We start from the raw sequence: 20,258 nt of genomic DNA, 5'->3' as shown, positions 1-20,258 counted from the left end.
AGTTGTGGTTAATCTAATATTCCCTCGCAATTGTTTCCTGTCGCCTCCATAATGGGGATAAAAGGATTACCTACCCTAAATAATATAAGGAGACACCTATGGCTACAGCGCCTCAAGATCGTGACGAAGCCCATCTGCAAGGGCATTGGCTCTTGGCAAAACTTGGTAAAAAAGTCCTGCGCCCGGGCGGGCGAAAAATGACCCAGTGGCTGATTGATGCAGCTAACCCCACCGCGAAGCGCGTCGTGGAATTTGCCCCTGGGCTGGGGATCACTGCCGCCGAGATTTTAGACCGCAATCCCAGCGCCTACATCGGGGTGGATGAAAACCCGCAGGCAGTTACCGCCACCAAAATTTCCACCCAGCATGCCCGGTTGGGGATTCCCGCCGAAGTAATCACCGGTTCCGCAGCCCAGACCGGGTTAGAAGATGAATCCACTGATGTGGTTATTGGTGAAGCGATGCTCAGTATGCAAGGGGAAGCTGGCAAAGCTGCCATTGTTTCTGAGGCCCACCGTATTCTTGCTCCAGGCGGACGCTACGCGATCCATGAATTGGCGCTTACCCCCAATGATGTTCCTGATCAGATTGCCGATGAATTGCGTAAATCACTTGCGCGTGCGATCAAGGTGAATGCTCGACCGTTGACGGCAACGGAATGGAGCAAGTTGCTAGAAGATAATGGTTTTACTGTGGTATCGACCAAGGTTGCGGATATGGGGTTACTCAAGCCACAGCAAATGCTTGATGATGAAGGATTTGGTGTGTTAAAGATCGCCTTTAATCTTTTGCGCAATCCCAAGGCCCGGTCCAGGGTCCTGGCTATGCGAAAGGTCTTTAGCGATAATGCCAAGCATCTGGCAAGTATCGCTATTGTCGCGGAGAAAACCAGTTAGATCGTGGGTTTTTCGTCGCTTATCGACGCAACATCATCAGAAGCTTCGTGGCGATTGTCTACCTTTGCCATCAGGTGCCAGGCATCGGAAAGTTTCAAGTCTCGTCCGGTGAGTTTCACCGGACCACGTACCAGATGCATTCGCACGGTAGATACTCCCACGAGCCGTTGGATAGGCCCAGTGCGCAGGGTTAGTTCTTGAATGTGGCGGCGAAATGCAATCGCCGCCTTTTTTCCTACTCGCCCGCGATGTTCAATGGCGAGGGTGTCGGTAAGTTCAAAAGCTTGTTTTGACCAGTCGACGGGTGATACCCACATAGCTAATTTCGGGCTTCGATACTGAGGATGAGCAGGAGTTTCGGGGTCAAGCTGGTACCCCATGAGAATTTCGCATAACGCCATGGCAGTCTGTTTATCACCCACTGGTAGCACAGTCATGCCATCTAGGCGTTCACCATAACCAGCCACCACCACTTGGACCCGCCACCATCCGAAGGGACGCCATAACGCTGGTTTTTTTAATGACACTGCATGGGCTCGTCGAATGTCGAGGGTTTTTCGTTGCAGGTTAGCCAGCCCATAAGAGACATTGATCGTGTCACCCACTTGACGTGCAGTGAATCGAAACGATCCGTCGATAGTGCGCCAAATATTGGGTAGCGTGCCAAGAAAGATCGGCAGGAGTGTCGCCACAGATAGCTCAAAACCGACAGTCAAGAGCACAGATGCCAAGGAAATCACTGCCGATATACTAAACATTGAAGACATCAAAGTGCGCCACACAGGAATGGGATGGACGATAATCTGCCCTGATTCTTCCTCACCGAGTAGCTGTTCTTTCAAGCATTGTGCTACTGGGCGCCTGAGATAACCGATTTCAATTCGGGAATTATGCCCCCCAGCGGTTTCGATACGAACTGCCGCCAGCCCAAAAATTCGGGCGTGAAAAGGCTGAATCACATCGATAGCCTGGGTGCGGTCTAGCCGGGCACTGCGGATTTTTTGGTTGAACACCCCGCGTCGAAAAGTAACATCGTGATCGGTAACCGTATAGCTGGTTGCTTTCCACCACCAAACGGACGCTAACCCGGCTATAGCAATGATAACCGCAATAATTCCCAGTGCTTGTAGCGTTTCGGCGACATCGGAGGACAAGAGTTTCCGGATAAGCTCAACCGTGTGTTCCCCGAATGTGGTAGCAGCAAATAACCCCAGCGCGAAGATAACACTCCAGGCTCGAAGGACAGGGGTAAGAAAATGAACTCGTTGGTTATCTTCGGTCACAGGTCGATCATCTTCTCTTTCGCACGCTGAGCAACACGCTGCCGAAGTTCGTCGGCAAGCTGCGCATCAAGCCCCCGAATGCTGGCATCGACGGTGGCCGAGGCGGTATTGAGCTTCAGACTTTTTAGGTTATACATTCGTTCAAACGGCCCTTGAGTGACATCGACGTATTGCACCCTGCCATACGGAACAACGGTAAAGGTATGCCACAGCTTTCCTTTACTCAGCAGGAGATTATCTTCGGTCTCCAGCCAGCCGAGTCGCTCTACTTGTTTGGGAATCAACCAGGCTTGCCATGTGCTCAATAACATAAACCCAGCGGCCACATACCAACCCCACCATAAATTCACATCCACTAACGCCCCCACGGCGAATACTAGTGCGGGGAGTATGTACCACGGCAATCGGCTAAAGTACCGAACTTTGGTTAAATCGGGTGACACTGGGTTTAATTGTTGTTCCATAGCAATACTTACTTTAACTTAGTGGAAATCCCTGGAGCGAAGCTTCAATAGCTTTCCGATGCTCAGCTCTGTTAATTGGTCGGCGGTAATTGACGCCACCCCGTTTTCATTGTGGACGATTCCGCGTACTTTAAGCACAGTAGCGGTACACGCAACCTTCTTCTGGCGTTCCCACAACCCACGACTTACCACGACGTTTATCAAACCGGTTTCGTCCTCCATACCTAGAAACGTCACTTTCCCCGCGGTCTGCGGGCGTTGTCGGTGGGTAACAACACCCGCCACATGAATACGGGTACCATCCGCAACGGATAGTAGTTGCGCTGCGGGGATTACCCCCTGCTGCGTTAAAGTTTCACGCACAAATGTCATGGGTTGTTTATCGTGGCTGACCCCGGTTGCAGCGAGATCCTGGATCAATAGTTCAAAAGCATTCATACCTGGCAAAGTAGGGGCGTGCACCACGGATAATCCTGGCAACATGTCCACCCGCTCGGTTACGGCTATCCCCGCTTGCCACAGTGCTTGTCGACGATCCACGCCCAAACATTCCAACGCCCCCGCCCGCGCCAGTGCTTCAAGCTGCGCCACATTCACCCCCACTTTCCGCACGATATCAGCAATATCTGAATAGGGAGCGTGTTGGACGATTTCTTCACAACAAGAAATGCCGTTTATTAAGTCCAACCCCAGCCTGATGGCGGAAGCACCATCGGCGGTGGTTTCAATGCTGGCTTCCACTTCAGAATCGTTAATACTTATCGGCAGTATTTTCACCCCGTGCCGCCGCGCGTCAGCAAGCAATGATTGTGGCGAATAGAAACCCATCGGCTGTGCCCGCAACAAACCCACGCAAAATTCGGCAGGATAATGCAATTTGAACCAAGCGGAGAAAAACACCAATGATGCAAAGGACTGCGAATGTGATTCCGGAAAGCCATAGGCCGCGAAAGCAATGATCTTATTCCATAAACTAGTAGCAATATCACCAACTATCCCGCTGGTTTCTGCCAGTCCCGCGAAGAACCTCGCTTTCATCCGCGCCATTCGCTCCGGGGAGCGTTTAGAACCCATTGCTCGCCGCAATTCATCAGCTTCACCGCCCGAAAACCCCGCCGCGTCAACAGCCACTTGCATTAATTGCTCCCGGAACAGCGGCACCCCTAATGTTTTTGCCAGCGACTTTTCCAAAATTGGGTGTTCAAAAGTCACAGGTTCCTCACCACTGCGTCGCCGCAAATACGTACGGGTGCACGCTGCCGCCTTGAATCGGACCCGGCCGAATCAAGGCCACCTCCACTACCAAATCAAAAAAGCACGCGGGTTTCATTCTCGGCAAGGTAGATAATTGCGCTCGCGATTCCACTTGAAACACCCCGACCGCATCGCCGGAGCTGAGCATTTCATATACTGCAGCCTCTGAAGTATCAAGCTCCCATAGTTCCACCGTTCTCCCAGTGGTTTCCGCCACCAAATCGATCATGTGGTGCAATGCTTCTAGCATCCCTAAGCCCAGCAGATCGAATTTGACCAGACCAGCCGCAGCGCATCCTTCTTTGTCCCATTGGATTACACTGCGGCCTTCCTTGCGTGCCCATTCAATCGGCACCACTTCCGCGACTTTTCGGTCACAGATAACCACACCGCCGGAGTGAATGCCAAGGTGACGCGGGTGCCCACGCAATTTCGCAGCCAACCTTTCGACGTCGACAGGCGGCGGCGTTAGCCCACGCGACCAGCCATCAATAATACCTTGCGGGTAGCCCAATGCCCGTGCTGCGTCCCGAATTGCACCTTTTCTGCGGTAGGTAACCACATTGGCAACCTGGGCGGCGTTCTCCCGACCGTATTTTTGATATACGTATTGGATTACTTCTTCCCTACGACCCGACTCAAAATCAATATCAATGTCTGGTGGGCCTTCCCGCTCCGGCGATAAAAACCGTTCGAACAATAACCCCGCACTGATGGGCTCAACGTTAGTTATCCCCAGCACAAAACACACCGCGGAGTTCGCCGCCGACCCACGCCCTTGGCACAAAATATTGTTGTCTTTGGCAAAATCCACCAAGTCACTGACGATGAGAAAATAGCCAGGAAAACCCAGTTGTTTGATAATCGACAATTCGTATTCAACCTGGTGCTGCGCCTGGGCTACCAGCTCAGGCGCGCGGTTTGCATAGCGATGCCCAAATCTGCGCCACACAATTTCCGCCAACCAACTGTATTCATCATGCCCATCCGGTACATCCCAGTTGGGCAGCTGCGGAGCAACTAGATTCAGTTCAAAGGCGCATTCTTCGGCCACTGCCACCGCCTGATCCAATAGACTCTTCCGCGCCTCACCCACCACACGCAATACAATGTCGCCGCTGCGTAACCACGTAGCCCCCATGGGATGAAGCTGCCCATAGGCCCTAGAAACACAGCTTTTCGACGCCAACGCCTGCTTTGCAAGCGCTAAACAGGCGTCTTCGCGGTAGGCAGCGCACGCACGAGTAGTCGCCACTGCCCTTAGCTTAGGCATGCGTGCGATGATCTCGTCCGCCTGTTCAAAATTATCAGCATCCTCTGGGCTCATCCCCACCACGTATTCCAGCAACACATCCGCCACGCCAAAAGCTGAAACTAACTGGTCAATGCGGTCAAACCACTCCGGCCCTGCTAGTACATAACAAGTACCAGCAAGTTGCTGCGCAATAGATTCTAATGACGGATAACAAACGGTGTCTTTATCACCGCACAATTGGGCGTGCGTAATTAAAAGAGATAAGTTTCGATACCCTGTAGGGTTTTTACACAGCATCGGCAAGACCGCATGGTCTAGTGATAATTCCGCCCCAAAAACAGTGTTTAAACCATATTTATCCGCCGCTTCACTGGCTGCCACCACCCCATAAAAACCGTCTCTGTCCAGTAACGACAGTGCCGTCAATCCGCATTCCACCGCCGCCCGCGCCATACTTTCCGGCTCAGCTGCGCCTTTTAGAAAGTTATAGCTACTTGCGCCGTGCAATTCGACAAACGGTTGCTGTGAATAATATCGAACACATTTAGGCCTATTGTCAACACCAGCAATTTCACCAAGATGGTTAAGGGGGCGCAATTCTGGAACTTTTTTACCGGACAAAATGCGCTCTAGCCGCGCCCAGCTGAGCGCAGCCCCTCGAAAACCAAGCCCATGAGTCGCGTTCCATTCCATGCCAAAATTATAGCAATTTTTAGAACAAGTGTGCCATAATTTTATGCACAATAACTAGACCAAGCTGTACATGTTTTAAATACTGCGCTAGGGTCTCCACTAGGTTTTTGTCAATGTGTTGCACTGCAGCACCATGACAGCTAAATGCCATCGTAGTTATAACCAGCAACATAACTTGTATTCGTTAAGGATTATCATGACCCATCGCACCAATCGCCTCATCGCAGCCGTGGCTGCAGCGGCCCTCGCCGCCACCGGATTAGCCGCTTGCTCCAATTCCGATTCCGGCACCGACGCTAGTGGTTCTTCCACCACCATTCGAATCGGTACCACCGATTCGACTAAGAAAGCGTGGCAGGCGTTTGAGGAAATCGCCGCTAAAAACGGAATTACCCTGGATATCACCAATTTCTCGGATTATTCCACCCCTAATATCGCACTTTCGCAAGACCAGATTGATGTCAATCTCTTCCAGCACTTGAAGTTCTTAGCGGAATACAATGTGGGCAATAACGCTGACCTGACCCCGGTTGCGGCTACCGAGATCGTACCACTGGCATTGTTCTGGAAAGATCACGATTCTCTCGACGGAATCGAGGGCGAATCCGTCGCAGTTCCTAACGACCCGTCGAATTTAGGGCGCGCTATCAACGTTTTGGTTCAGGCTAAGCTGATTACACTTAAGCCAGAAGCTGAAGGCTTAGTCACTCCTACCGAAGCTGATATCGATACCGAAAAGTCCAAGGTAACTATCACAGCCGTGGACGCGGCACAAACCACCGTCGCATACGGCGAGGGTAAACCAGCGATCATCAATAACTCTTTCTTGGATCGGGCAGGTATCGATCCGAAGCTGTCTGTATTCCAAGATGATCCAGAATCTAAAGAAGCTGAGCCATATATCAACGCTTTCGTGGTCAAGGCTGAAGATAAGGATGACCCGAACATTGCGAAGCTCGGCGAATTGTGGCATTCCAAGGAAGTCCAGGATGCAATCGCTGAGGACTCCAAGGGGACCTCAGTTGCAGTTCAGCGCACGCAGGCCGAACTGCAAGAAATCCTTGATCGGTTGGAAGAGCAAACCAAGTAATCACCTGCTGTAACTATATGCATATCCTCCGCCCCACTGGTTGGTTTCACTCCAGTTGGGGCGTTGGATTTTGATTCACACATTTTAACGTCAGACACAGAAAAGAAGAGTCCTCGTGAGCGGAACACGCATTGAGTTTAACAACCTCACCAAGGTGTTTGACTCCAAGAAAAAAGGCGCCAGCACCGTCACCGCCTTAGATAACGTCACCCTTTCGGTTGAACCTGGTGAGATCATCGGCATCATCGGGTATTCCGGAGCAGGGAAGTCAACGCTGGTGCGTATGATTAACGGATTGGATTCCCCCACTTCCGGCGAACTTCTACTCGACGGAACCAATATCGTTGGTATGCCTGAGGCACAGCTTAGGCAACAGCGCCGTAATATCGGCATGATTTTCCAACAGTTCAACCTGATGAATTCCCGCACCGCTGCCGGCAATGTCGAGTACCCGCTCCGGCTCGCAGGAATGCCGAAGCCAGAGCGCAAGAAACGCGTGCAAGAGCTACTTGAATTCGTAGGTCTTGGCGATCGCGGGAAAAACTACCCGGAACAGCTATCCGGTGGGCAAAAGCAGCGGGTTGGCATCGCCCGAGCCCTGGCGACTAACCCAGCCCTTTTGCTTGCCGACGAAGCCACCTCCGCCCTTGACCCAGAAACCACCCACGAAGTGCTCAATTTGCTACGCAAAGTCAACGATGAGCTCGGTATCACCATCGTGGTCATCACCCATGAGATGGATGTGGTGCGTTCCATCGCCGATAAAGTTGCGGTGATGGAAGCTGGAAAGGTTGTGGAATATGGCACCACCTACGAGGTCTTTTCCAACCCGCAGACCCCAGTCGCCCAGCGATTCGTCGCCACTTCTTTGCGCAATACCCCCGACCTCATTGAAGCTGAGGAACTCCTCGCTCACGATGGTCGATTGTTTACCGTGAACCTCACCGAAAATTCGGGGTTCTTCGCCGCCGCAGCACAAGCTCGGGAGGCGGGTGCCCGGATCGGTATCGTGCACGGTGGCATCACCACTTTGCAGCATCAGTCTTTCGGAAAGGTTACCGTTCGACTGTCTGGCCCAAACGAGGCCATTGACGGTTTTTATAACCGCCTGAATCAGACCACCGAGATCAAGGAGATTCTCCGATGACTGTTCACACTCTTGCGGCGGATTGGTCGCGGCTTTCTGGGACTTTCACCGACGCAATCATCGACACCTTCGTCATGGTCAGTATCACCATGGTAGTCGGTGGCTTGGCCGGGTTAGCCTTAGGCATTTTGCTGTACACCACCCGCAAAGGCGGAATCTTGGAAAACCGAGTGGTTTTTGGATTCTTAAACCTCCTGGTTAATTTCGTTCGGCCGATTCCATTTATCATTTTGCTCATCACATTTGGCCCGTTAACAGTGTTGGTGGTTGGCACTCAGATTGGCCGGGAGGCTGCCATTTTCGGCATGTCGATCGCCGCAACCTTCGGCGTGGCCCGCATCGTGGAGCAAAACCTGGTCACCATCGACCCGGGTGTTATTGAAGCTGCGCGCGCGATGGGGGCAAACCCCTGGCAGATTATCACCACAGTCATTATCCCTGAGGCGCTGGGCCCGCTGGTTTTGGGCTACACTTTCATCTTCATCGCCGTGGTCGATATGACCGCAATGGCTGGCTACATCGGTGGTGGTGGTTTGGGTGACTTCGCCATCGTCTATGGTTATCGCGCCTACGATTGGGAAGTAACGTATGTCGCAACCTTAGTAATTATCGTGATTGTGCAGTTCGCTCAACTTTTCGGCAATTGGTTGTCGAAGAAGATCATGCGACGCTAACCTCCCCATCCAACAGCGGCTTTAACGGCCGCTGTTTTTTATGCGGCTTGACGTTTGTGGTTGGTGAGGATTCTGGTGATGTCGGTGATGAAAGCACTGGTCAGTTCGTCGGGGTGGTAGCGGATGATGATATAGCCTTGGTTTTGGATGCGTTTCTCCCGAACCCGTTCGTTGATCAGCGCATGAGGGTTGTTTCTGGTTTTACACCTTCCATCAATCTCCACCCCTAAAAACCCATTAATGAGGATATCGATACGATACACCGTACCTCCGCACGATACGTGGGCTTGCGTTTCGATGGATTCCACACACGATAGGTTAGCATATTCGATCATAAGCCGGGCTTTGGTCTCATATAAACTTTCACTATTTTCCCGGGTGGTTGCCACCAACCGTAACGCACGAGGCTTACCGTGGAGTGCGGGCATGCGCATAAGCTCCCGCATGACCTGGGTTTTCGATGCCCGTTTCAGATAAAACGCCGCCTCGATAAACGACACCGCCATCTCCTCTGATTCCAGCACCACAAGATCGAGAAACGTCCGGGCGATACTCGTGACACGGATCCCGTTTTCATACACAATGTCACATTCCGGTAATACCCGGGCGGTATACGACACATGCCCACCCCACTGATAACGCGCCGATGGTTTCATCCGCCCCGGCAATGTTAGATAAATGGTTTTCAGGTTGCTGGTATTACCCAGAAACGGAATCCCCAACACACACGCAGCCGCCGTCCCCGTCAACACCGCACTACGCGCCGAGATAATCGTGGCATAACACCGCACAATATTACGAACACTCGGAAACAACCCAACATACCGATCATGCGCAACCCCCCAGCTAGGACACAACCGAACACACCCAGAGGTGTTCTGCCCACCACGTCGCAGATACACAAGCTCCCCAACCAACACACCCAAAAGACATAAACCCTGCATAACCTCATAACAGGCAGGAGTACTAGCGGTGAAACGGCTCATGTCTGTGATCCTGACACACCACACCTACCCGTGTCACGGGAAACCGCATCATCACCCCACACCTGTGGATAACCCCCACTTTCACATGACACACGCCACAGAAAACCCGGGTGGGTCCGGGGGTATCTGTGGATAAACCCCACAAACCCTCCCCAGGAACGGAACCCACACCAGAATCCCCAAGCTCGAAACCGCCAACTCGACTAATCCGTCCCAGGAACACCCCACACACCGCCCTCATACAAAATCAGTCGAGTTCACCCACCACACCGCACGAAACCCCTAACCCCTCCCCAGGAACCGCCAACTCGACTCATTCGCCACCACGACGCACCACACCACCAGCTCCACCCACAAAAGTCGAGCCGACAAGCCAACGAGCCGACAAAACCCAAGTCCAAAACCCCGATCAACGTGGTTTTCAGAACACCCCAGGAACCGCCAACTCGACCCATCCACCCTGAAGACACACCACACCACCAGCTCCACCCACAAAAGTCGAGCCGAAGAGCCGACAAACGCGCAAAACCCCAAAAGCCCCTGGTTCCCACTTCCAGAGGCATTGAAGTACGCGCCAGCAAAAAGCTTCACAAAGCGCTGGCGTTGATAATTCCGTAGATAAAGCTAGTGAAGCTACAGCTCGATCACAGATCGGGCCACCCACACGGTGCCGTTATGGGGCTGATCACCACAAGAAGGAATGTAACCGGTGACTTCTTCTTGATCTAGTTCGACTTGGAACGCCCGACCGTCGACAAGCGTGACGGTTTCCCCCGTAACCGAAATCTGCGATGGGTAGACGGATTCCCCCGCTTGCGCTAGATAGGACAACACCGCAAGTTCGGCCACTTGTCCTTTGCTATCCCACACACATCTTCCCCGATTACCGGGGAGGAATATCTGCCCATTGCAGGCGCTGTGATACATATCGATGCTGGCCTGAACATTGAGGCGGCCGTAGAAATAACCCCATGGGAACAGCATCATTGATGGGGCAAACCGGTGGCCTTTGGTGTGGCTACATTCCCAGATAGGTGCGTGCGGAAATTCTTGTGCCAGGCTTTTGGCAATGGGGCGGCCTTTGATCGCGCAGCATCGGTCGCGTTTGGCGTGGGCACATATCATCAGCAGTGGTTGTGCCATTGGTTGTGCGCCTAGGTGGGCATTTTTCCCGGGGCCGGTGGTGTCGATCGCAGCTATGTCGCTTACTGTAGTAATGCTTAGTTCTTCTACTACGTGTTCCCGACTGAACACGAGGTACACTGTTCGGTCTTGGCGGGGAACATGCCCTTGCCTACCAGGTTTGCGGATGAGGAAGAGCCCAGGCAACCCAGCGAGCATTGCAGTTTCATCGGCATTGAAGGTGCCCCCGTCCAAGATGTCGTGGCTCCAGGGTTGTGGATGCTCTAGTACAACGAACATGTCACCCGTGCGTGCCGTACCTGCTAATGGTTCGACCCATACATCGGAGCAGAGGGTGTTTAGCGGCCTGAAACTGCAAATATCCTGTGCAAATGGGTCGTACCCGCAGTCATTAGCGGGGGGTTCCGGATTCATGGGCACCAGTTTAAAACAGTTATAACCAAGCCGGTAGATTTCGTGGGCTTCTTATTGCAGTTTCGCAACGATTCGTTGGTTCTACGGGGTTGCACCCCACAAACGTCTGTTACAGAAGTTACGGTTGTTTACATGAGAGAAAAAACATTAACGTCACGCTGTCAAGTGGCACTCGCCATCACTGCCCTATGCGCACTGGGGCTTTCCGCCTGTGGTTCTAACCCAACAACCACCGATACCACCACAATGAAGTCTTCAGTCGGACAATCCAGTGCTGCACCGCACAGCGACACCCCAACGACTGAAACCACCGACACCCCGACCACCGCTGCGGATGCGTCTATGAAAACCCAAGCTCCGAAAACACCTGCACAATTAGTACCTACTGCGGTTCGGTTGGGAACCCATGAGGGCTACGACCGGGTTGTCATTGAATTACACGGAACCGGCACCCCTGGCTGGTGGGTTGATTACGATGAAAAACCAGCCCAACACGGCAGCGGAACGCCAGTGGAGTTTTTAGGCGATAGCGCGTTAAACGTCAATATTGATGGTGTGAGCCTTCCATTTGAAGTCGGACTAGAAGACCCAGAGCTAGCCGCCGCAGAAGGGGCCGGACCAGTGGTGCGCCAAGTGCAATCCCTTGGCACGTTTGAGGGTCGCGCCCAGTTCGTCATTGGCATCAATGGCGCACCAAAGCCCTATTCGGTTCAAGTATTGGAAAATCCCAGCCGGGTTGTCATTGATATTTACAACGGCTGACCCGGGTAAGTATCAGGCTTTACGTTTTTCCTCTCGTCTAGCTACTGATATGTAGCTTCCACCTGCCACCGCCCCACCCACCGCAGCAACCACGCGTGTGGGCGGTGGTGATTATCCGTAGCTACCAGCTGCATCTGAGCATAGGGGCGTTGGTTATCCCACCATTTCCCCAGTACTGGCCATGGGCCAGCCCAACCAATCACCTCATATTTTCGCCCAGCCCAGCTAAACACGGCGGGTTTTGCGTTAAGTACCGCATCGACTGTCACATAGATCTCAGCATTGGTTTCAGAAAAAATGGTGGCGGCAGCTGATGCATTCCCAGCTGAGGAATCAATGATAACCGCTGGAAACGGCGGTGGTATCGCCCCCACCCATGGAGTTGATGCGGTTTCCGCCACAGGATGATCGCCATAGGGTGAAAAAGCAATGCGGTCTACTACCCCACGTCCACCAACTTCATAGGGCTGTAAAACTTTATCAATCCCTAATTGGGACTGCACCCGGGCGATCACCCGAGCAGCTTTTTCATCGACGTTATCACCCCATAATTGTGACTCCTCAGGAACCGCACATTCAATTGGATCCAGAATCAATTGGATTATTCCAGCTCCCAGCTCACCCCCATCATCGACAGCCCCAGCTTTATCTAGGTTCCTACTGGTCAACCACCCATCTAATTGCCACCGCACCCGATCGGCGGTCGCAGCTTCAGTCAATGCTTGCTTCGTGCGCCAGACCCGCTCTACTACGTGTTCAGCATCTTGCTCGGCGTCGGTTCCGATGACAGCCTGCACCTTCAGCCGCAGACACACCAGCCCGTGGGCTTTCAGCCGCTGATGCAGTTGCGCAGCCAGGTGGCGCGCGGCGAAGGCTGCCGTATCTACCCGGTTAATGGGTAATTCCGGCACAAGCGTGACAGTGAGATCCGCCCCGGGTGGCGGGCTGGATACTGTGCGGTAGTACCTCCCGGTTGCAATCGCATGACACCGCGCCCCGGCATGACCAAACCGGGTAGCTAACGCAGTCGCATTAAGTGCGGCGATATCGCCAAGATTGTGCAGGCCAACGTGAATGAGAGACATAACGGTCTCAGCTTCGCATCCGAGCGCGGGTTCAGACATGAGAACTTTTGTTGGCTGTTGTGCTAAAAATCGCCGGGTGGCAGCGCGCCCTTCGCCGACAACGCTCCCCGCCCGGGCGGCGATAATGGCGGTGGTAATATCGTCTGCGATTCCGACACTGCAGTCGTTTCCGCAGTGTGCAACAGCATCGAGACAGTGCTGCGCCACCACTTCTTCGCTCCCGTGGTAACGTGCGGCGGCGGTGGCGTCGACAAGCACCAAACCTGGCCGAATAATCTCTATTGTTGCCACTACCTGGTCTAATTGTTCGGCCACGTTAAGAAAATACCGGGCGTCACATTCGGGGTCTTCCGGCACCACTACGACTTTCGGGTGTAGTGCCTGGGCTTGACGCACGCTCATCCCGCGCCGAATGCCTGCTTTCCGCGCGCCGATGTTACTGACCGTTACCGCATTGTGCTTGACGACGACCACAGCGTCGCCGCCCTCAGCGCACTGCGCCGCCAGTGCTGCTTGCACCGGCCAATCGGGAAACCATAAGGCCAAAACGCGCATATCTATACCACTTTCAGCTCCCGACTGCGCCCTATCGTCATGGCGCTCATTCGTTTCCGACCATGGACGGTAGCGCTTATGCGCATATCCACCGCCCGAATCCGCCCCACCCCAGGCCCGATACCCCGATAGCCGGTTATGTCTGCGGTGATTATCGATGCCGAGCTTTCTAACCGCACCCCCACTGTGAGCAATGCCGCCCGCCCGGCGCGCAGTTTAGCCATAAGCTTTCGGGTTCTACTGGCAGGCAGGTACGCCTCGACCGGGTTGCGATACAACACCACGTCCACGCCTTCCACCAAGGCGGCCACCACCTCCAGGCCGTCCGCACCGGCGTCTGGAATAACAACAATCTTGGTTAAATCCCCACCTGCGGCGGGCACCCCGATATACCCCAGCTCCGGCCACCCAACCACCGCCACCACGCCACCATTACCACTTATATGTGTGATTAGCTCTACCGCCAACCCTGCAGCCACCCCCAGCTCCACCGCTTGTCGACGCCGCAAACCACCACCAGGAAGAACTTCCGCCAGTGCGGGTGGAACCGGGATAATATCGCAATCATCTACCTGTTGAGCAGATATTTTTGCATCACCAGTAGGATGCACCGCAGCTAATTGCGCCCGCAGCGTCGCAATGCGTTCGTCGCGACTTAACCCAGCAAGCCCCGACTCACCTGCCACACTTTTTCGAACACTCGTTTGCACCATGCTTTCATGTTAATACCACCACCAGTATTCGCGCCAACCCCTGGCACCACCAACGGTGGGGCTTTGATGATGGGTAAGTTTTTAGCAGCGTGACTTAATCCAGATCGTGTAGGTGCGCCCAGCGAGTGAGGGCATGTCGGTTAGATTGCTGAGTTTTACGCAGAATGTTGGAGGCGTGGGTTTCCACGGTTTTAATGGAAATGAATAGCTCCGCCCCGATTTCTTTATATGTGTAGCCGCGTGCCAATAGGCGCAATACTTCTAGCTCCCGGCGGGTGAGAGCATCCACCACTGGATCATCAACCTGATCACCGGCTTCAACCGCAGCGTCGCTTTCCGGGGCGTCTACCACACCCACACCTGCCGCGTCGTCGGGGCGGACGAAGGCATCCAGCACAAAACCCGCCAACCGTGGTGAGAAAACCGCATCCCCCTCGGCGACGCGGCGTATGGCGTCGACAAGCTCCGGCCCGGAGATCGTTTTCGTCACATACCCCCGCGCCCCGGCGCGGATAACAGAGATCACGTCCTCGGCGGCGTCGGAAACTGATAGGGCGAGGAATTTTGTGTGAGCGGCAGGCGCTGATTCATGTACTCCAGCAATGACCGCCACCCCACCCCCATCCGGCATGTGGACGTCTAGCAGCACGACATCTGGTTGCGTGGCGCCGATCCCTGCGATTGCGTCGGCGACCACCCCGGCCTCGCCAACGATCTCTACGTGTTCGGATTCACCGATTTCAGCACGGACACCAGAACGAAACACTGAGTGATCATCGACAAGGAATACTTTCATGCCTTTCATTCTTCCCTGAATGGCATGCTAATCTCCACCTCCGTTCCAACCCGATATCCCCCCACGGGTTCATCGGTCGTTCCTGAATCACTGGTAAAACTTGTGATCTGAACCTTTCCACCAGCGCGTTCCACCCGGCCGATGATCGATTCTTTGACTCCGTGCCGGTCGGGGAAAATATTCTCCGGGTCGAATCCCACTCCCCGATCCCGTACATACAGCTTTAGGCCGTCAAAAGTTTCGGCATAGACGTCCACGGTGTCTACCCCAGCGTGTTTTGCAGCATTAACCATTGCTTCGCGTCCCGCCAGAATAGCTGCTTGAAGTGATTCGGTGATGGGGTGATCTTCACCAACAAATACCGGTGATATCCGCAACCCAAATGTATCTTCTACTTCAGCGCACGCCCGGTTGATTGCCGCATAAATGGTGGCATCAGCGTCTGGCACTGGTTCAAATAACCAGCGCCGCAATTGGCGTTCTTGGCTGCGCGCAAGCCGAGCAACTTCTTCCGCATCATCGGCGCGTTTTTGGATCAACGCCAAGGTTTGCAGCACCGAATCGTGTAATTTCGCGGCGACTTCAGCGCGTTCATCAGCAAGGAGTTTTTCTTCGCGTGCGGTATTAAACTTCTCCCACATCCGCAGCCCGAATGGGATTGCTAGCACGCTAACCCCAATGAGCGTCATCAACACTGACGCCACCGCCGTACCAAATTCTTGTTGGTTTTCCCATTGGAAAGCCGCAAGCAACACACCAGCCAGGACGATCAGAGCACCGAATACAACTGTGATGGTCGCGCGTTTCGACTCATGGTGGTCGTAGGCTAACCAAGCCAATACCGCACCAACCGCCATTATGATAAACGGCACACTCACTTGCCAGGACACCCCAATTGCCAACAGGCTGGTGGCAATTCCGCCCAGCGCGGCAGCTATCGCCAGCACCCGGACCGCCGCCGTATTCAACTTCCCGGTTACTGGCTGCTTGAGGTTAACGGATTTCGTCCCCACCCAAATCCCGACGTATAAGACAATTCCAAGCCCACCCACCAGGGAAAGCACAGCCAAAACGCCGCGCACCTTGGTTACATCAACACCCAAGTGTACGGCTAGACCGCTGGCAACCCCCGCCACCACCGCGCCATCGGCACGGCGCCGATAGACGGGGTACGCGACCACTGGCATTGGGGTTTGGCTATAACTCATAGATGTTATCCTGCCATGGGTTAGTTCGCCACAGCATCAGGGTTATCCCTGAATTGCAAAAATCAGGGTAGATCCCGATACCGAAATCAGATAATCCCTTGCACAATGAGATTATGAACACCACCATTGATACCAAATCCATGTGGGCCACCCGGCCAGTCCGGATTCCCAAGGAACAAGGTGGCCGCGCCTACGCCGCTGGTGTGTGCGAAGGCATCGGGGTGCGTTACCAAATCGACCCCACCTTAATCCGAATAGCGTTTATCGCGTTGTTCTTTACCAGCAGCGGCCTGACACTTTACCTGTTGTGCTGGTTACTTATGCCTAAATATTCTGTACCGAAAGCACCAATCGAAGTTCTAAACAATAACCAAAACGGCGCTTATTCCAGTGAGCAAACCACTGGTTGGATATTGGTAGCCACGCTCGTGTTCTTCTCCGGTATTTTTAGTTGGAACAGCGCCTCCATATTCAGTTCCACCACCATGTTTGCTTTGGCACTCGGCGCCATTAGTTGGTGGGCATTGCACCAACGGTGTCCTATTCCCCCCGCAGGGTTACTTGCGTTCTCGCCTAGCTCCACGTCGACTACCTCCAATTCAGGAACAACCATGACCAATCCACTGCCTGCTCCCGTCCCCGATCCCAGCGCACACCCAACAACTGATATTCCCTGGGTAACCCCACCTGTAGATCCGGTTACCAACCCCATGCAACAGCCTGCGGCTGAGTCTCAGGCTCCGCAAGTGGATTTGTCTGGATATAGCGCAGCACCCGGATTCACCGCACCTTATACCCAGCAAAAACCACCCGCATGGGACCCACTCGGTGCCGCACCGGAATTGTGGTATTTGCCGGAGCCACAGCAGGTGGCGGAAACACCCCCACCCAAAAAGACCTCTGCTGGCCGGAAGTGGCTGACCATCGGTGGTGGGGTGATTGTCGCCTGCATAGCCGCATCTATCCTCAATTCCATCTTCACAGATCTCACTGGCTCGGTTTCGTCCTCCGTCGGAGACAAAAAGATCACTGTCACATCCGAACAGGGATTGCTAACGGAGTATTCTTCTGGCGTCGGCAATCTTGATATTGATCTATCCCGTCTAACCACACTCAGTGCTGATAAATCAGTGCTAGTGCGAACCGATGTTGGTGACGCCACAGTGCATTTGCCCAAAACCATACCGGTGTCTGTTACTTGCGATTCAGATGTGGGGGAAACGCAATGCCCCAGTGGCATAGTCAATGCTGGTGCCAGCGGTTCAATGCTTCACCTTGACGTGCAGTCGGACGTTGGTGATGTGAAAGTTCGGTTTGAGGATTAGTTACCTAGTATGGCTAATCCAGTTGGTGACGAATTTCCTCACATAGATTCCCAAGCTCGTAAAGTTGATCTTCATCGAATTCTTCAGCCACGGCAAATGCCTCCGGCATGAGCGAAAAATACTTTAGAGCTTGGGTAATCTGAACATTTTCCTTAGGCGTGGGGTCGATCCGCATCATGCGGGATCTAGCGCCACCAATCCGCGCAAGATTAAAACGACCCACGCTCTTTGATTCAATAAGTAATACGCTCAGATCGAGAATGACCCGAAACGCTGAATCAAAAGAAAATTCCTCCTCACCAATAGTGGCGTGACAGCCTGATTCGGTGAAGTTTCCTTTAAGAAGATCCAGCCCAAGATCCGTGAAAATCTCCGTGGCGGATACTACCTCCGGCTTGACGTCAAGGTAACGCACGAATGTAGCACTGTCGGCGGACTCTCCGAAATAGGTGCCCCAATATTGGTCGATCTTCATGGGCGATAACTTTACCCCGGGTTGCCGATTTTTGCTTTTCGACGCCCCACGCAGGCGATAATCCAACCTCCAACACTGCGGCAACCTAGCGTGTTGACCTGAGGTTTTTAAGGATTTGAACACGATTTTCCCACTCTAGCCTTGCCAAGCCAGCTCCTCAGGCGTGACACCACTTTAGCTCTACGCCCATCCCCAACTCGACCTTTTCGTCCTCAAGACCACGACACCAGCCACCACCCCACGCAAAGGTCGAGTCGCGCTTAGACAATCGCACAATTCCCCAGCTTAAAAACAAAAATGCTATGCCCAACCAGCGCTAGTATCGTGCAAGGCAGGATAACCCCGCCAAGATTGCCCCGCATCCTTAAGCCCCATATTCAATGCATAGCCATCAAGCAAAAGCCGCCAATCGCTGGCGGCTTTTCAATCTACATTATTCCCACTCGATGGTTCCTGGTGGCTTCGAGGTGCAATCCAACACCACTCGATTCACGCCGGAAACTTCATTGGTAATGCGGGTGGAGATCTTCTCCAAAACATCGTAAGGCAACCGGGTCCAATCGGCGGTCATGGCGTCCTCGGAGGAAACCGGCCGCAGCACAATCGGATGCCCATAAGTGCGGCCATCGCCTTGAACGCCGACGGATCGAACGTCGGCAAGCAAAACGACCGGGCACTGCCAAATCTCGGAATCAAGACCAGCGGCAGTCAGCTCGGTACGTGCGATCAGATCCGCCTGGCGCAGAGTTTCGAGACGATCCTCAGTGACCTCACCGATGATGCGGATACCCAAACCAGGCCCCGGGAACGGCTGGCGGTTCACGATCTCCGCAGGCAGACCCAGCTCGCGGCCCACCGCACGAACCTCGTCTTTAAACAACAGGCGCAGCGGCTCAACCAGCTTGAACTCCAAATCCTCCGGCAAACCGCCCACGTTGTGGTGGCTCTTAATATTGGCGGTCCCAGCACCGCCACCGGATTCCACCACATCAGGGTACAAAGTTCCCTGCACGAGGAAGTCAACGGTGGAACCTTCAGGAGAATCCGCCAAAACCTCCGAGACGGCACGCTCGAAGGAACGAATGAACTCCGCACCAATAGCCTTACGCTTCGCCTCCGGGTCGGTAACCCCCTTCAGCTTGGACAGGAATGCGTCACGCTCATCGGCAGTCACCAACTTCGCACCCGTGGCGGCAACAAAATCAGTCTGAACCTGCTCCCGCTCCCCGGCGCGCAACAAACCATGATCCACAAACACACAGGTCAGGCGATCACCAATGGCGCGCTGCACCAGCGCTGCAGCCACAGCAGAATCCACACCACCGGACAGGCCGCAAATGGCACGGCCTTCCTCGCCCACCTGCTCGCGGACGGCGTCGATAAGCTCCTCGGCGATATTCGCAGGCGTCCAGTTCTGCTCCAAACCAGCAATCTCAGTCAGGAAGCGAACCAGTACTTCCTGGCCGTGCGGGGAGTGCAACACCTCAGGATGGTACTGAACCCCAGCCATTCGCTTTTCGACGCACTCAAACGCCGCAACTGGCGCCCCCTCGGAGTGTGCGGTCACCGTGAAACCATCAGGTGCCTGTGAAACAGCATCGCCGTGTGACATCCACACCTTATGAGTGGCCTCAAGCCCGGCATGAAGAACGCCACCATCAACCACTATATCCGTACGCCCATACTCACGGTTACCTGTATTAGCGACAGTGCCGCCTAACGCGTGAGTCATAGCCTGGAATCCATAGCAAATACCGAAAACCGGAATATCCAGTTCCAACACCGCCGGGTCGAGCGCTGGGGCACCGGTTTCATACACCGAGCTAGGGCCACCGGAGAGCACCAAAGCAGCTGGGTTCTTCGCCTTGATCTCTTCCACCGTGGCGGTGTGCGGGATTACCTCGGAATAAATCTTGGCCTCGCGGACGCGACGAGCAATAAGCTGCGCGTATTGAGCGCCGAAGTCAACAACCAAGACCGGATTGTGCTTTGCGTGGGAGTGCGCGGGATTCTGTTCAGTCACAAATAGACAGTCTAGCG

At 53.9% G+C, this 20,258-nt stretch carries 16 protein-coding genes and 1 pseudogene; 6 read left to right on the top strand and 11 right to left on the bottom strand.

Annotated elements, in window-relative coordinates:
- Nucleotides 1-98: 98 nt before the first annotated feature.
- Nucleotides 99-896, top strand: coding sequence for a class I SAM-dependent methyltransferase (locus CMUST_RS02910; RefSeq protein ID WP_047261260.1), 798 nt, complete (start codon nucleotides 99-101; stop codon nucleotides 894-896).
- On the opposite strand, the gene CMUST_RS02905 is transcribed toward CMUST_RS02910, so the two are convergent.
- From CMUST_RS02905 to CMUST_RS02895, 3 genes and pseudogenes are all read right to left on the bottom strand, one after another.
- A complete protein-coding gene (locus CMUST_RS02905) occupies nucleotides 893-2,179 on the bottom strand; it encodes a PH domain-containing protein (protein ID WP_047261259.1) in 1,287 nt (428 codons plus the stop codon). The two genes, CMUST_RS02910 and CMUST_RS02905, sit on opposite strands and share 4 nt — an antisense overlap.
- Nucleotides 2,176-2,643 carry a PH domain-containing protein gene (locus tag CMUST_RS02900; protein WP_047261258.1) on the bottom strand — a complete coding sequence of 156 codons (468 nt, stop codon included), beginning with the start codon at nucleotides 2,641-2,643 and terminating at the stop codon, nucleotides 2,176-2,178. Before CMUST_RS02900 ends, CMUST_RS02905 begins: the two co-directional genes overlap by 4 nt.
- Nucleotides 2,644-2,661: 18 nt before the next feature.
- Nucleotides 2,662-5,845, bottom strand: a pseudogene (locus tag CMUST_RS02895) (error-prone DNA polymerase).
- Nucleotides 5,846-6,041: 196 nt separating this feature from the next.
- On the opposite strand from CMUST_RS02895, the gene CMUST_RS02890 reads away from it, so the two are divergent.
- The 3 genes from CMUST_RS02890 to CMUST_RS02880 all read left to right on the top strand — a co-directional run bounded on the left by CMUST_RS02890 (nucleotide 6,042) and on the right by CMUST_RS02880 (nucleotide 8,756).
- The gene (locus CMUST_RS02890; protein ID WP_047261257.1) at nucleotides 6,042-6,935 is read left to right on the top strand and encodes a MetQ/NlpA family ABC transporter substrate-binding protein; all 894 of its coding nucleotides are present in this window, start codon (nucleotides 6,042-6,044) and stop codon (nucleotides 6,933-6,935) included.
- 115 nt (nucleotides 6,936-7,050) lie between these two features.
- Nucleotides 7,051-8,082 (top strand): methionine ABC transporter ATP-binding protein, encoded by a 1,032-nt coding sequence (locus CMUST_RS02885; RefSeq protein ID WP_047261256.1) that lies wholly within the window; start codon nucleotides 7,051-7,053, stop codon nucleotides 8,080-8,082.
- Nucleotides 8,079-8,756: a methionine ABC transporter permease gene (locus tag CMUST_RS02880; protein WP_047261255.1), complete on the top strand. Its 678-nt coding sequence runs from the start codon at nucleotides 8,079-8,081 to the stop codon at nucleotides 8,754-8,756. Before CMUST_RS02885 ends, CMUST_RS02880 begins: the two co-directional genes overlap by 4 nt.
- A gap of 38 nt (nucleotides 8,757-8,794) precedes the next feature.
- On the opposite strand, the gene CMUST_RS02875 is transcribed toward CMUST_RS02880, so the two are convergent.
- Nucleotides 8,795-9,742, bottom strand: coding sequence for a hypothetical protein (locus CMUST_RS02875; protein WP_047261254.1), 948 nt, complete (start codon nucleotides 9,740-9,742; stop codon nucleotides 8,795-8,797).
- 633 nt (nucleotides 9,743-10,375) lie between these two features.
- A complete protein-coding gene (locus tag CMUST_RS02870) occupies nucleotides 10,376-11,299 on the bottom strand; it encodes a sucrase ferredoxin (protein WP_083987395.1) in 924 nt (307 codons plus the stop codon).
- A 132-nt stretch (nucleotides 11,300-11,431) separates the two neighbouring features.
- On the opposite strand from CMUST_RS02870, the gene CMUST_RS02865 reads away from it, so the two are divergent.
- Complete coding sequence (locus CMUST_RS02865) at nucleotides 11,432-12,061, top strand: AMIN-like domain-containing (lipo)protein (RefSeq protein ID WP_047263310.1); 630 nt, start codon at nucleotides 11,432-11,434, stop codon at nucleotides 12,059-12,061.
- 41 nt (nucleotides 12,062-12,102) lie between these two features.
- Here the strand turns inward: CMUST_RS02865 and CMUST_RS02860 are convergent, their stop codons facing one another.
- The 4 genes from CMUST_RS02860 to CMUST_RS02845 form a co-directional block, all read right to left on the bottom strand.
- Entirely contained in the window at nucleotides 12,103-13,701 is a 1,599-nt protein-coding gene (locus CMUST_RS02860) for a Y-family DNA polymerase (protein WP_052844496.1), read from the bottom strand.
- A 2-nt stretch (nucleotides 13,702-13,703) separates the two neighbouring features.
- Nucleotides 13,704-14,414 (bottom strand): hypothetical protein, encoded by a 711-nt coding sequence (locus tag CMUST_RS02855; RefSeq protein ID WP_047261253.1) that lies wholly within the window; start codon nucleotides 14,412-14,414, stop codon nucleotides 13,704-13,706.
- A 94-nt stretch (nucleotides 14,415-14,508) separates the two neighbouring features.
- Nucleotides 14,509-15,210: a response regulator gene (locus tag CMUST_RS02850; protein ID WP_047263308.1), complete on the bottom strand. Its 702-nt coding sequence runs from the start codon at nucleotides 15,208-15,210 to the stop codon at nucleotides 14,509-14,511.
- A 5-nt stretch (nucleotides 15,211-15,215) separates the two neighbouring features.
- Nucleotides 15,216-16,418 (bottom strand): ATP-binding protein, encoded by a 1,203-nt coding sequence (locus tag CMUST_RS02845; protein ID WP_083987394.1) that lies wholly within the window; start codon nucleotides 16,416-16,418, stop codon nucleotides 15,216-15,218.
- Between the two features lie 113 nt (nucleotides 16,419-16,531).
- On the opposite strand from CMUST_RS02845, the gene CMUST_RS15745 reads away from it, so the two are divergent.
- Nucleotides 16,532-17,743, top strand: coding sequence for a PspC domain-containing protein (locus CMUST_RS15745; protein ID WP_052844495.1), 1,212 nt, complete (start codon nucleotides 16,532-16,534; stop codon nucleotides 17,741-17,743).
- Between the two features lie 13 nt (nucleotides 17,744-17,756).
- Here the strand turns inward: CMUST_RS15745 and CMUST_RS02830 are convergent, their stop codons facing one another.
- Together CMUST_RS02830 and guaA are read right to left on the bottom strand one after the other, a co-directional pair.
- Nucleotides 17,757-18,218 carry an imm68 putative immunity domain-containing protein gene (locus CMUST_RS02830; RefSeq protein ID WP_047261252.1) on the bottom strand — a complete coding sequence of 154 codons (462 nt, stop codon included), beginning with the start codon at nucleotides 18,216-18,218 and terminating at the stop codon, nucleotides 17,757-17,759.
- Nucleotides 18,219-18,651: 433 nt separating this feature from the next.
- Nucleotides 18,652-20,241 (bottom strand): glutamine-hydrolyzing GMP synthase, encoded by a 1,590-nt coding sequence (gene guaA, locus CMUST_RS02825; protein ID WP_047261251.1) that lies wholly within the window; start codon nucleotides 20,239-20,241, stop codon nucleotides 18,652-18,654.
- Nucleotides 20,242-20,258 lie beyond the last annotated feature (17 nt).

Source organism: Corynebacterium mustelae (genome assembly GCF_001020985.1).
GTDB lineage: Bacteria > Actinomycetota > Actinomycetes > Mycobacteriales > Mycobacteriaceae > Corynebacterium > Corynebacterium mustelae.
Note: the sequence above shows the minus strand (reverse complement) of the source record. Positions and strands in the feature narration are given on the sequence as shown.